This is a genomic window from Lonepinella sp. MS14435 (assembly GCF_042485795.1).
Taxonomy (GTDB): domain Bacteria; phylum Pseudomonadota; class Gammaproteobacteria; order Enterobacterales; family Pasteurellaceae; genus Lonepinella.
Genome location: NZ_CP169368.1, coordinates 668,163 through 680,586, shown reverse-complemented (window position 1 = coordinate 680,586; position 12,424 = coordinate 668,163). Strand labels below are relative to the sequence as shown.

Genomic DNA, 12,424 nt, shown 5'->3' with positions numbered 1-12,424 from the left:
TAGCCCTACAACTAAATCTTCTAAATCCCTAGTGAATAAAAAAACTCCTATTCATCGTTTATAATAACAATTGTTCAACCTTATTGTCAAATTAATCCTAGTAATAAAGTATAATAAAAATAATCTATTCAGAAACACCATATACACAGTTAATATACTGATTAATAAAGAAAAAATAAAACCTCGCACTAACGTACGAGGTTTTACATAATACTCTGCTATAAAAAATACTGACATGAAAGATGAGAGCAAAACTAATTTTTATCTTGCTCTAACAATAAAGTATCTGAATTTTTCTCTTTATCCGTTTTAACAATATCTATTGCCATGGCAGATTTTAACATTTCATCACGTAACTGTTTTGCCAGATCTCGCTCACCGACTTGTTCAAATACGTAGGTTGCCATAGTAATATCATTTGGTTCAATCTTATCTTTATTTGCTACGACTTGTTTAAACGCTTCTGCAGCTTTAGTAAAATCGGCATCACGCACATATAAATAACCTAATGCACGATAAGTACAACAACCTAAATTATCTTCTGTCGCTTTCATGCGTTTCTGCAATAACTTGATCAGTTTACTGCTATCACTAACTTGTAGGCGAGTAATTTGAGCTAATAATGTTGGATTAAACTCGCTATCAGAATCCAATCTTTTCAAGGTTTCAACCGTTAAATCATAAGCTGATTCATGATCGTTACAATCAATTAAACGTTGAATTAAACCGATACGCACATAGTTGTCATTGTGGCGTTTACGTGGTTGATCTTCCCACCAAGCAAGTAAGCCATCAGAACCTTCTTCATTCATGACTTCATCAAGCAAACCATTTTCCACATCTTGTTGAAGTACGGTGAATTCTTTCAAAGAATACATATTACTGCTTTCAATAGTTGGTAAAATGTCATCAATTGCCTGATATGCTTTAGATTTTTTATAAATTTCAACTGCTAATTTTAACACTTCTGGGTTTTTGTTAGCCATCACCAACAAGCTGTCAACTGAGCTACGAGCCGCAGGTAATTTATTTTGTAATAACAAAATACGCGTACGAGCAAGTTCAACCGCTAAATTATCCGTTCCCGCTAATTCGGTTGCTTCCATTAAGTATTTATTCGCATTGAAATCATCACCATGTTGTTGGGCTGCTTCTGCGGCTTTAATGAAATTAAGGATCGGTTCATCAGAATGTTTAGCATTTTTACCGATTAATTTTTCCGCTTTGGAATAGTTACCTTCGTCCATTTTAATCAAACCTTGTAAAGTTTGTTTTTGGGCTTTTACACGTTTACGGCGTGAAAACCAGCCGTAGGTGCTGTTACTTAAACGAAAGAATTTTCTAACTACCCATTCAATCACATAGACAATAGCCATCGCAATAACGAAGAAGACGACTAAAGTAACCAGTGACAATTCATAATTGGTATTTGCGGTTTGAATTAACACATAGCCTTGTTTTCCAGATAAATAAGGTCCTGCAATTAAGCCTGCAAGTAATACAAGCATTAGGAATAGCATTCTAAACATTGTATTGCTCCTTATTGTTGTTCCGTTGTTGCTGGTTTTTCATCACCATTCGTAGGTTCTTCTGTTGTTTTTTCTTCTGCTGATTTCATTTCTTCCGCTGCCATTTGATTTGATTCCATCAGGGCTTTATCGGCTGAAATCTCAACTTTTTTAACCTCTTGCGGTGTTTTGTTGAGTAATTTATCTAACGCATTCAAACTGCTTAATTGATTTGGAACTTCTACATAAATAGATTGATCTGCTAATTCATCAACAGATTTTAAGAATGCGGTTGTCGTTTCAGAATTAGTATCAAAATAACTTCTAATCCATGCTGCAACCGTTTCAAGAGATTGCTTGTATAATTCATTTTGTTGACGTGGTACAGCTAAAATAGCAATTTGTAGGCGTAACCGAATATTTTCACGTAAATAAATATCTTGATTTGGAGCAAGCAATGCTTGAGTGGTATTTTCTGAACGTGGCGTGATGCGAATAAAATGGTTCAAAAATGAAGTCGCACTTTTTTCGATATTTTTCTCCCAGTCATTTACATCATCTGACACTTGGGTATCTTGATTTTGATCATCACCAAAATTCACATTTGCCACCATTAACTCATCTATACTATTAGCAAGTTGCGATAAACTTTGCATAATGGCGTTTTGATCGACACTATTCATTGAAAGCAACTGCTTTAAGTCTTGGTTAATTGCAGCACGAATTAATTTAACTTGCGGTTTATCTACCTTAGTTAATACTTCGTCTGCCACTTTTAATAAAGAAATACTAGTATCTATGTCGTTATCTAACAATAATTTACGCAACGCATTAGTCAATAAGAAATCTGCTTCACTAAGCAACCATTCACTTGGTTGAGCATTATTATTGGCAATTTTATTTACTTGAGCTTGTAGATTAGCATAAGCCTGTTCTTTTTCAGATAAATTCTGTTCTAAACTAGTTAGCTTTTGATCATTGGCTTTTAAATCAGTGAGTAACTTCTCAAGTTGAGCATGCTCTTGTTCAAAATTTGGCATTTCTGCAAAAATGCTACTGGCATTTACTGAGGTTTCCGCTCCATCTGAGATTTTTTGCTCAAGTGCGGTGACTTTTTGGTTAATTTTGTCCACTTCAAGTTGACCAAAATAATAGCCAGCGCCACCAAGTCCTAATGCAACTAATAAAGCTAATAAACCTAATCCAGAACCACCTTTTTTCACCACAATAGTTTCTGTAGTTGGTACTTCTGCTTTTACAGTTTCTGTTACACTTTCTGCTTTAGGCGTTGCTAACTCAGGTTCAACCCTTGCTTTTTGGTTTGCTGTTTCAGTGAATTCTTGCTTCACTTTTCCAGCGTCCATGCCCTCAACATTTTGGTTCTCAACCGCATTAGATTGAATTTCTTTTTTGTTACTCATACCAACTCTCTCTCTAAAATTAAGATGTTAATAACGTATTAGCTAATGTTTCTACTAAGGTTGCATTATCGACTTTAGGTGAAATAATAATATTTTCTTTTTGCCAACCCACCGCAACAGCTAAGTTTGCAATACGGCGACTAATAGTGACGAATTGACAACTTTTTAACCAAGCCTGTTCTCTCACGGGTACAAAATCAACCAACGAATTTAAAATTTCCGCACTGGTAACTAATACACAGTTAATACCAGACCTCTTCCATAAATCAATCTGCTCTTCATCATTGTATTCCATTGGCAAGCGTTGGTAACATTCTACCACATTAATTGTCGCTCCACGTAATTTTGCTTGTTCTGAAAAATGTTCACGTCCGCCGTTACCACGCAAAATAAGGATATTTTTGTCAGTTAAATTCTGCATTGCTGGTAAGTTTAACACACCTTCACTGTTTTCTTGATTAAATGGGTAATGCACTGCAATCTCGCCATGATTGGCAAAGTATTCCGCCGTACTTTGTCCCACCGCAAAATAGTACAAATCTTCTCGCCAATGAAACCCTGTGGCTAACAAGGTTTCAGTGGCAAATTTCACCGCACTTTTAGATACGCAAAGAACATAATCGCCTGATTTTAACTGATTAATTTTATTCGGCAATTCATTCAACTCTCGCCCAGCAGAAATCGAAAAAAATGGCAAATGAATATTTGCAATACCTGCTTTATTAAGCATATCTGCTAATTGTTTACCCTGCTGGTCAGGACGCATAATTAATACAGCCATCATCGTTAATCCTGATAAATTTCCGCTAAAATTTTATCTGCCCCTTGGGCTAATAACTGCTCCGCAAGTTGTACACCTAAAATTTCAGCATTTTTGACCGCACTTTTGCCTTCTGCACGGATAACCTGTGAACCGTCCATAGCACCGACTAAAGCACGTAAATACAATTCATTATTTTGTATTACCGCAAAACCTGCAATCGGCACCTGACAACCACCTTGTAAACGCTGATTCATGGCTCGTTCCGCCAGCACGCAAGCCGTGGTTTCTGGATCTGCTAAGGGTGCTAGTAATTGTAGCATTCGATGATCATTAAGACGGCTTTCAATTCCCACCGCACCTTGTCCCACCGCTGGCAAAGAGGTTACTACATCAATAAAAGCGGTAATACGCTGTTCCAAACCTAAACGAATTAAGCCAGCGGAAGCCAAAATAATTGCATCATAATCGCCACAATCTAATTTATTTAATCTAGTACCTACATTGCCACGTAAAGCGTGAATTTGCAAATCTGGACGCAAATTTTTTAATTGACACTGACGGCGTAAACTAGAGGTGCCAACTCTCGCTCCGTATGGTAAATCCTCTAAACAAGCATATTGATTAGAAACAAAGGCATCTCGTGGATCTTCACGTTGGCAAATTACGCTTAACGTTAAATCTGGTGGAAATTGCATGGGAACATCTTTCATAGAATGCACGGCAATATCCGCCTCACCATTTAATAAGGCATTCTCTAATTCTTTGACAAACAGACCTTTTCCACCAATTTTCGCCAATGATGTATCTAAAATCACATCACCTTTAGTCACTATTTTAACTAATTCAATGGTTAAATCAGGATAAAGGGTTTGCAATCGATCCTTAACATAATTTGCCTGCCATAATGCCAAAGGACTTTGCCTTGTGGCAATTTTTAAATGCTTATTCATATCGTTGCCAAATTACAAAATCATCCTAATGAGTCTATCCACTTTAATCCGAGAAAAACGTTTTAATAAACGTTGTACTGGAGCAGGATATTGTTCTATGGTTTCTAATTCAGAATAATGTCCAATAATTTTAGTATATTGACGAATTTCACTTAATTCTTGTGCTATTTTGGCTTGTAACGCTTGTTTTGGATCATAAATAAACAAACCATTCTCTGCATCTAAACGCCACGCACGTGGATTTAAGTTGTTACCAGTCAATAACACATATTTTTTATCCACCCAAATACCTTTTAGGTGATAGCTATGATCTTGATCTTTCCATAAACGGACTGTCAAATGCCCATTATTAATTTCATGCTCGAATTTTTTACAAAATGTACGTAGATTTTTCTCATATAAATAAGGTAATCCACCTGCCATTTTAAAAGGTTCTGACGGTGGAATATAAAAATCGTTAGCGGTTTTGTCACCGACAATAATTTCTACCTGTTTTCCGTCATTTAATAAATCACGGATTTTAATTTGTAACGTGCGAGGAAAATTAAAATAAGGAGTACAAATCACTAATTTTTCTTCCACCAATACAAATAAATCTTGAATAGTACGGTTTAACAGATTATCTCTTGCACCTAAGCCAAATAAAGGCGAAATCAATAAATCATCATGAAATGGCACCGCACTTTCTAACCGATATTTTGCCCGAGCAATTAAATGGCGACGGAAAGATTTAATCTGATGCTTAATTTCTTTGGTGTTTGGACGCTGTTCATCATCTAAGGGAAATACGACATTCGGATCAGTTAAATACTGTTGGATAAATTGCACAAGACTATCCGCCAATGGCTTATTTTTAATTTTTTGATAGCGATCGTAGCGGTATTTATCTTGGTTATGCAAATAAACATTATTAATACTGGCTCCACTGTAAAGCACCGTATCATCAAATACGAAACCTTTAATATGTAGCACACCAAACACTTCTCGGCTATTAATCGGCACACCGAAAAACATCGGTTCGTTGTGGTGTAACGCTCGCTGTTGTGCATACCAATCGGCGTTGGTAGTGCCTTTTTCCGCACCAATAAGATTGCGTTGGGCGCGATGCCAATCCACAAAGATTTTAACATCTAAATCTGGATTTTTCGCTTTTGCTTGATAAATCTCCGCCAGAATTTCTTCACCAGCTTCATCAAATTGCCAGTAAAGTGCGGTGAAATAAATGCGAGTTTTAGCATGACGGATCAACTCAATAATGGCTTGTTTAAATGCTTTCGGACCTGAAATAAATTCAATATCATCAGCTAATTGTGGTACATAAGCCATTTGTGCAATATGTTGTTTTGCTCTTTTTAGTCGATTAATAAACATAATATTTCTTCATTCTATCCAGCTTAATTTATTTAGTTTACAATAATTATATGAGAATAGGGTAGAAAAAAGCATTTTTTTGCTATAATAGCGACAATCTTACTTTATTAATGACCAAATTATGAGCAAATCTAAATCTTCCAATTTCAATAAACCTACTTTTTCGCCACTTTCTGATGAAAAACGTTTCAAACCAGCATTCAAACAAGAACACCCATTTAATGATCGTTCAGAAAGATCAGAAAAAAACGAAAAATTCACTACAAATAAACCGCACTTTTCTAATAAAAATCGTCGAAATGAACAACAAAGTGATGAAAAACGTTTTTCTGATCGTCGTTCAAATAACACAAAACGCTCAAGCTACCAACAACCTGTATTAGAACCACAAATCACCGAAACAACCTTAGGTGGGGTAAAAGTGGTCATAAAATCAACAGGAATAAGCGATAAACCGAGAGAGAAAAAAACTGGAGCGTTATCTCCAAGAGCCCCTGAAAAAATCAAGAAAAATCGTGCAGAAGAAATGAAGATTTTTGGTGAAAATGCTTGTTTGAGTTTATTTGAACAACGACCAGAAACGATTGTACGAGTTTGGGCAACGGTGGAAATGGCACATAAAATCGGTGAGATTTTTAGTTATTTAGCCAACAATAAAAAAGTCTATCACGTTGTCGATCGAGCTGAATTAGAGTTAGTTAGTGGTTCTGAACATCATGGCGGAATTTGTATGTTAGTGAAAAAACCACGTACATTTACCTTGACTGGCTATGTGGATTTAGCTCGTAAAGCCGATTGTTTAATCATGTTAGACGGTGTGGCGAATAATCCACAAAATCTAGGGGGAATTTTGCGTACTTGTGCCTTTTATGGCGTGAAAGGTATTATTACCAGCCAACCTGAGATGTTACTCAATGCCAATACCGCTCGAGTTGCCGAAGGCGGTTTGGAATATGTACATATTTTACAATCCCATGACGGTGAAACTGCATTACAGCAATTACGCCAAGCTGGTTATCAAATTGTGCATATTAGCCATGAAAAACAAGCACAGAGCATTAATAGCCTACAATTACAAGATAAAGTTGTGTTTGTGTTAGCCAACGGCTGGGCGGTAAAAGAGGATACTAAGGTCAATTTAAGTTTAGCCAATCCATTAAAAAATGGCTTAAATGTCGCAGTAGCTACTGGAGTGTTGTTGGCGAAGTGGGTGGCGAGATAAATTCCAGCCCTGCACTGGCGTACAGGGTTAAGCATAGTGACGATGCTCCGCATCTTGTGTTGTCTAGCTACGGAGTAGCGTTATATTCGTAACCCTGTGTGAGTAAGGGGGGGTCTGCTACGCCCTGCACTGGCGTACAGGGTTAAGCATAGTGACGATGCTCCGCATCTTGTGTCATCTAGTAGCTACGGAGTAGCGTTACATTCGTAACCCCGTATGCAAGTACGGGGGCTATTATTACAACTTATCCGCATGATGAATTAACACAAAACGTTCCCAAAGTTCTTCTTGGCTTTCTATATGGTCAGGATCGAGAATAATACATTTAGTAATCGGGCAAACTTTTTGGCAGGTTGGAGTGTCATAATGCCCAACACATTCGGTGCAAAGATTTGGATCAATTTCATAAATATCATCACCAATAGAGATCGCATCATTCGGACATTCCGGCAGACACATATCGCAATTTGTGCATTTATCAGTGATGAGTAACGCCATAATAATCTCGTGAGTGAACTAAAAGTAGGCGATTATATAGAATTTTAACATAAATTTAAAGGTTAAGAAATGAAACAAAAACAACAGAAACAACTCGTTCAACTCATTATTGTCGCTATCGGCTTACTGGTTTATTTTGCCATAAACTGGTTTAGAAGTGATGTTCAACACCAACCAACTCAACCAACCACCACAAAACAAGCTCAAAAACAAAACAATAGCAATGTAAAGGTTAATCAAAGTGCGGTGAATTCTGATTATGATTTTGTCATGTCTAACGATCCTATCGGACCCAATAAAAATGCTAAGACTGATTATTATATGCTTGCATTATCTTGGTCGCCTGCATTCTGTAATAATCAGCAAGAAAAATATGGCAAAAACCTACCTCAGTCTGCTCTTATGCAATGTGGCACACAACAAAAATATGGTTGGGTAATTCATGGGTTATGGCCACAAAATGCTAACGCTCAAAGTACGACTGATCATCCTCGATTTTGTCAAGGGGATTTACCTGCGGTGGATTATGCGATTATTCAAAATTATTTAACGGAAAGTCCTAGCCCAAATTTATTGCAAGGCGAATGGGAAAAACACGGTGCCTGTGCTTTTAAAAGTGCAGAAAAATATTTCAAAAAACAACAAGATTTATACCGCAGTTTAGTGTTACCCACAGAACAAATGAACAAAAAAGATTTATTCCGTTGGATAAAACAACACAATACCCAATTAAAAAACGCCTATTTAGCAGCAAGTCGTAGCGAATTATTTATTTGTTATGATTTAAATTGGCAAGTCATAGATTGCAAATAATTGACAATAATTTGATCTAAAGCAGTTACAATACACTAGAGATCTCGCTATAATAAAAAAAATTTACAGTTTTATTATTTTTAACAAAAAGAGGAAACATTATGTCAGTAATCAAAATGGCAGACCTTGATTTAGCCGGTAAACGTCTTTTCATTCGTGCAGATTTAAATGTGCCAGTCAAAGATGGTAAGGTCACTTCTGATGCTCGTATTCGTGCGACCATTCCTACCTTAAAATTAGCCTTACAAAAAGGGGCAAAAGTCATGGTAACTTCTCACTTAGGTCGCCCAACCGAGGGTGAAGCGTGCCAACCAGAAGATTCATTACAACCTGTTGTTGATTACTTAAACAACGTTTTAGACGTACCTGTTCGTTTAGTAACCGATTATTTAAATGGCGTTGATGTTAAAGAAAATGAAATCGTGGTGCTTGAAAATGTACGTGTTAATAAAGGCGAGAAGAAAAACGATCCTGAATTAGGTAAAAAATACGCCGCACTTTGTGATGTATTTGTAATGGACGCTTTCGGTACTGCTCACCGTGCGCAAGCATCAACTTATGGTGTAGCAGAATATGCACCTGTAGCTTGTGCTGGTCCATTATTAGCTGCAGAACTTGATGCGTTAGGTAAAGCATTAAAAGAGCCACAACGCCCAATGTTGGCGATTGTGGGTGGCTCAAAAGTATCCACTAAATTAACCGTGTTAGATAGCCTTTCAAAAATCGCCGACCAAATTATCGTAGGTGGTGGTATCGCCAATACCTTTATCGCAGCTGAAGGTAAAGCAGTCGGTAAATCACTTTACGAAGAAGATTTAATCCCTGAAGCTCAACGTTTAGCTAAACAAACCAAAATCCCTGTACCAGTAGATGTACGTGTCGGTACAGAATTTTCTGAAACTGCACCAGCCACTGAAAAATCAGTTGATGATGTAAAAGCTGACGAATCTATTTTCGATATTGGTGACAAAACCGCTGAAGAATTGGCGAAAATCATCAAAGCGTCAAAAACTATTCTTTGGAACGGTCCAGTAGGCGTGTTTGAATTCCCTAACTTCCGTAAAGGGACTGAAGTGATTTCCAATGCTATCGCTGAAGCCACTGCAAACGGAGCATTCTCCATCGCGGGGGGCGGTGATACGCTTGCGGCGATCGATTTATTCGGCATTAAAGATAAAATTTCTTATATTTCAACTGGTGGTGGTGCGTTCTTAGAATTTGTAGAAGGCAAAGTATTACCAGCCGTTGAAATTTTAGAGAAACGTGCAAACGGTTAATAACCCCATTCCGTAGGGGCGGATCGATGTATCCGCCCGTAAAAACAATCAAATTTAAATAAGGAAAAAACAAAATGGCATTATTAGATATCGTAAAACCTGGTGTTGTCACTGGTGATGATGTACAAAAAGTATTCGCTTATGCAAAAGCACACAACTTCGCAATTCCAGCGGTAAACTGTGTAGGTTCTGACAGTGTAAACGCTGTATTAGAAACAGCGGCTCGTGTTAAAGCCCCTGTTATCGTGCAATTCTCAAACGGCGGTGCAGCGTTTTATGCAGGTAAAGGCATTAAACCTACTTCAGGTACTCGCCCTGATGTACTAGGTGCCATCGCTGGTGCAAAACACGTTCACGCTTTAGCACAAGAATACGGTGTACCAGTCATTCTTCACACTGACCACGCTGCGAAAAAATTATTACCTTGGATTGACGGTTTATTAGATGCAGGTGAAAAACACTTTGCTGAAACAGGTAAACCATTATTTTCATCTCACATGATCGATTTATCCGAAGAACCTATTGCAGAAAATATGGAAATCTGTAAACAATACCTTGCTCGTATGAACAAATTAGGTATGACTTTAGAGATCGAAATTGGTATCACGGGTGGTGAAGAAGATGGCGTGGACAACAGCGATGTTGATGAATCACGTTTATATACCCAACCTGAAGATGTGTTATTCGTTTACGACAGCTTAAACCCTGTTAGCCCACGTTTCACCGTGGCGGCAGCGTTTGGTAACGTACACGGCGTTTACAAACCAGGTAATGTAAAATTAAAACCATCTATCTTAGGTGCGTCACAAGAGTTCGTGTCTAAAGAACGTAACTTACCTGCAAAATCCATCGACTTCGTATTCCACGGTGGTTCAGGTTCAAGCCGTGAAGAAATCCGTGAAGCCATCGGTTACGGTGCCATCAAAATGAACATCGACACCGATACACAATGGGCATCTTGGGACGGTATTTTGCAATTCTACAAAGCCAATGAAGCCTATTTACAAGGTCAATTAGGCAACCCGGAAGGTCCTGATTCACCAAACAAAAAATTCTACGATCCACGTGTTTGGTTACGCAAAATGGAAGAATCTATGTCTAAACGCTTAGAAAAATCTTTCGAAGATTTAAACTGCGTAAACGTATTATAATTGTTTAAAATACGCTAAAATAACACCGCACTATTTTTAATGGTGCGGTTTTTTTATGCCCTGCACTAGCGTACAGGGCTAGGCATGGTGGCGATGCTCCGCATCTTAATAAATTGACAAGCCACAGCGTGGCGTAATATGCTTAACCCCGTACGCAAGTACGGGGGGAAAATCGGAAAAATGACAATATTAACTTTTATCAAACAAAATAAAATGCTTGCCTTAACCAACTCTGCGGTTGGACTTTATTTTTTAACTACTTTGCTATTTAAAGGCTCACATAATATCGGCTTTGCGTTGTTAGTCGTAACAGGAATTATTTTTGCCATTTATCATTTTGTTAAAAAACAGCCTGTTGATTTTATTCCACAAGATAAATGGATCACCGTGAGCTTTGTGTTTTATGTCTTAGTCTTCGTCCTTTCATTAATATTTAATGGTGGAAAGATACGAGAACTAGATAATCCTAGCCGTGCATTACTAGTGTTACCGTTGATTGTTTTGTTTATACAATATCCACCCAAATTGAAATGGTTGATTCATATTATTCCTTTGGGAGCCTTTACTGCTGGTATCATAGCAATTTTTCATCGTTTTATACTTCACTATAGTATGGCTTTTGAAAAACAAATGCACATCCAAAGTGGTGATATTGCCATGTCATTAGGTATGTTCAGCTTCGCTATTGCCATTTATTTTTCGAGCAAAAAACAAGTAAAATTCACCGCACTTTATTTTATCGCTGCTTTATTTAGCATTTTAGCCAGTATCCTTTCGACTGCAAGAGGGGGCTGGATTGGTGTACCATTTATTTTGCTATTAATTTTCTGGACCTATCGTCAACAACTTTCAAAAAAATTACTGGTAACAATTAGTACAGGATTAACGTTAGTCATTGCAACAACGGTGTTTATTCCACAAACGAAGGTTATGCAACGTATAGATATGGTTAAATATGATGTGAATGAATACTTTATTAACCACAATGCAGACACCTCTATTGGGGCAAGATTTGATATGTGGAAAAGTGCATGGCTAATGGCGAAAGAAAAACCTATTTTAGGTTGGGGAAATGAAAATATTATTCCTAAACGCCAATTACAAGTAGAACAGAATCTCGTTTCACCTGTTGTGGTGAATTTTTCCCATTCCCATAATCAATTTATTGATGATCTCGCTAAACACGGTATTTTAGGCTTACTGGCTTTATTAGGTATCTTCTTTGTACCCTTACGTTACTTTTGGAAAAATATCATATCATCAAATTCTGCTATAAAATTAACCGCACTTTTAGGCACAATTCATATTATTTCGGTGATGTTTTATGGCTTGAGCCAAGCCTTTTTTGCCCATAATTCAGGGGTGATTTTTTATTTTCTCGTTACTACCATTTTTTATGGAACATTAAAAGAACAAATAAAACAAACTCAACATTAAGGCGGATAATTCT

11 protein-coding genes are annotated in these 12,424 nt (G+C 37.3%); 5 read left to right on the top strand and 6 right to left on the bottom strand.

The window, feature by feature from the left end; all coding sequences use genetic code 11:
* Positions 1-254: 254 nt before the first annotated feature.
* The 5 genes from O1Q80_RS03245 to pssA are packed head-to-tail and all read right to left on the bottom strand — an operon-like array spanning position 255 to position 6,013.
* Positions 255-1,529 carry a heme biosynthesis HemY N-terminal domain-containing protein gene (locus O1Q80_RS03245; RefSeq protein ID WP_386695651.1) on the bottom strand — a complete coding sequence of 425 codons (1,275 nt, stop codon included), beginning with the start codon at positions 1,527-1,529 and terminating at the stop codon, positions 255-257.
* Between the two features lie 11 nt (positions 1,530-1,540).
* A complete protein-coding gene (locus O1Q80_RS03240) occupies positions 1,541-2,929 on the bottom strand; it encodes a uroporphyrinogen-III C-methyltransferase (RefSeq protein ID WP_386695650.1) in 1,389 nt (462 codons plus the stop codon).
* A 19-nt stretch (positions 2,930-2,948) separates the two neighbouring features.
* Entirely contained in the window at positions 2,949-3,710 is a 762-nt protein-coding gene (locus O1Q80_RS03235) for a uroporphyrinogen-III synthase (protein WP_386696131.1), read from the bottom strand.
* A 5-nt stretch (positions 3,711-3,715) separates the two neighbouring features.
* Positions 3,716-4,642 (bottom strand): hydroxymethylbilane synthase, encoded by a 927-nt coding sequence (gene hemC / locus O1Q80_RS03230; protein ID WP_386695648.1) that lies wholly within the window; start codon positions 4,640-4,642, stop codon positions 3,716-3,718.
* A 12-nt stretch (positions 4,643-4,654) separates the two neighbouring features.
* Positions 4,655-6,013 carry a CDP-diacylglycerol--serine O-phosphatidyltransferase gene (pssA, locus tag O1Q80_RS03225; protein ID WP_386689262.1) on the bottom strand — a complete coding sequence of 453 codons (1,359 nt, stop codon included), beginning with the start codon at positions 6,011-6,013 and terminating at the stop codon, positions 4,655-4,657.
* Positions 6,014-6,134: 121 nt separating this feature from the next.
* Here pssA and O1Q80_RS03220 point away from each other — a divergent pair, with 121 nt between their 5' ends.
* On the top strand, positions 6,135-7,235 hold the full coding sequence (locus tag O1Q80_RS03220; protein WP_386695646.1) for a TrmH family RNA methyltransferase: 1,101 nt from the start codon (positions 6,135-6,137) through the stop codon (positions 7,233-7,235).
* A gap of 237 nt (positions 7,236-7,472) precedes the next feature.
* On the opposite strand, the gene O1Q80_RS03215 is transcribed toward O1Q80_RS03220, so the two are convergent.
* Entirely contained in the window at positions 7,473-7,733 is a 261-nt protein-coding gene (locus O1Q80_RS03215) for a YfhL family 4Fe-4S dicluster ferredoxin (protein ID WP_132302596.1), read from the bottom strand.
* Between the two features lie 69 nt (positions 7,734-7,802).
* Between O1Q80_RS03215 and O1Q80_RS03210 the strand changes: the two genes are divergently transcribed.
* The 4 genes from O1Q80_RS03210 to O1Q80_RS03195 all read left to right on the top strand — a co-directional run bounded on the left by O1Q80_RS03210 (position 7,803) and on the right by O1Q80_RS03195 (position 12,411).
* Entirely contained in the window at positions 7,803-8,546 is a 744-nt protein-coding gene (locus tag O1Q80_RS03210; RefSeq protein WP_386689257.1) for a ribonuclease, read from the top strand.
* Positions 8,547-8,647: 101 nt separating this feature from the next.
* Positions 8,648-9,823 carry a phosphoglycerate kinase gene (locus O1Q80_RS03205; RefSeq protein WP_386691432.1) on the top strand — a complete coding sequence of 392 codons (1,176 nt, stop codon included), beginning with the start codon at positions 8,648-8,650 and terminating at the stop codon, positions 9,821-9,823.
* 74 nt (positions 9,824-9,897) lie between these two features.
* Positions 9,898-10,974: a class II fructose-bisphosphate aldolase gene (gene fbaA / locus O1Q80_RS03200; RefSeq protein WP_386689253.1), complete on the top strand. Its 1,077-nt coding sequence runs from the start codon at positions 9,898-9,900 to the stop codon at positions 10,972-10,974.
* Positions 10,975-11,154: 180 nt separating this feature from the next.
* Positions 11,155-12,411, top strand: a complete 1,257-nt coding sequence (locus tag O1Q80_RS03195; RefSeq protein WP_386695644.1) for an O-antigen ligase family protein — start codon at positions 11,155-11,157, stop codon at positions 12,409-12,411.
* The last annotated feature ends 13 nt before the right edge of the window (positions 12,412-12,424 follow it).

Coding starts and splice junctions, on each gene's coding strand:
- O1Q80_RS03195 (WP_386695644.1), top strand. CDS start 11,155: ATGACAATATTAACTTTTATCAAACAAAATAAAATGCTTGCCTTAACC.
- fbaA (WP_386689253.1), top strand. CDS start 9,898: ATGGCATTATTAGATATCGTAAAACCTGGTGTTGTCACTGGTGATGAT.
- O1Q80_RS03215 (WP_132302596.1), bottom strand. CDS start 7,733: ATGGCGTTACTCATCACTGATAAATGCACAAATTGCGATATGTGTCTG.
- O1Q80_RS03235 (WP_386696131.1), bottom strand. CDS start 3,710: ATGGCTGTATTAATTATGCGTCCTGACCAGCAGGGTAAACAATTAGCA.
- O1Q80_RS03205 (WP_386691432.1), top strand. CDS start 8,648: ATGTCAGTAATCAAAATGGCAGACCTTGATTTAGCCGGTAAACGTCTT.
- hemC (WP_386695648.1), bottom strand. CDS start 4,642: ATGAATAAGCATTTAAAAATTGCCACAAGGCAAAGTCCTTTGGCATTA.
- O1Q80_RS03245 (WP_386695651.1), bottom strand. CDS start 1,529: ATGTTTAGAATGCTATTCCTAATGCTTGTATTACTTGCAGGCTTAATT.
- O1Q80_RS03240 (WP_386695650.1), bottom strand. CDS start 2,929: ATGAGTAACAAAAAAGAAATTCAATCTAATGCGGTTGAGAACCAAAAT.
- O1Q80_RS03210 (WP_386689257.1), top strand. CDS start 7,803: ATGAAACAAAAACAACAGAAACAACTCGTTCAACTCATTATTGTCGCT.
- pssA (WP_386689262.1), bottom strand. CDS start 6,013: ATGTTTATTAATCGACTAAAAAGAGCAAAACAACATATTGCACAAATG.
- O1Q80_RS03220 (WP_386695646.1), top strand. CDS start 6,135: ATGAGCAAATCTAAATCTTCCAATTTCAATAAACCTACTTTTTCGCCA.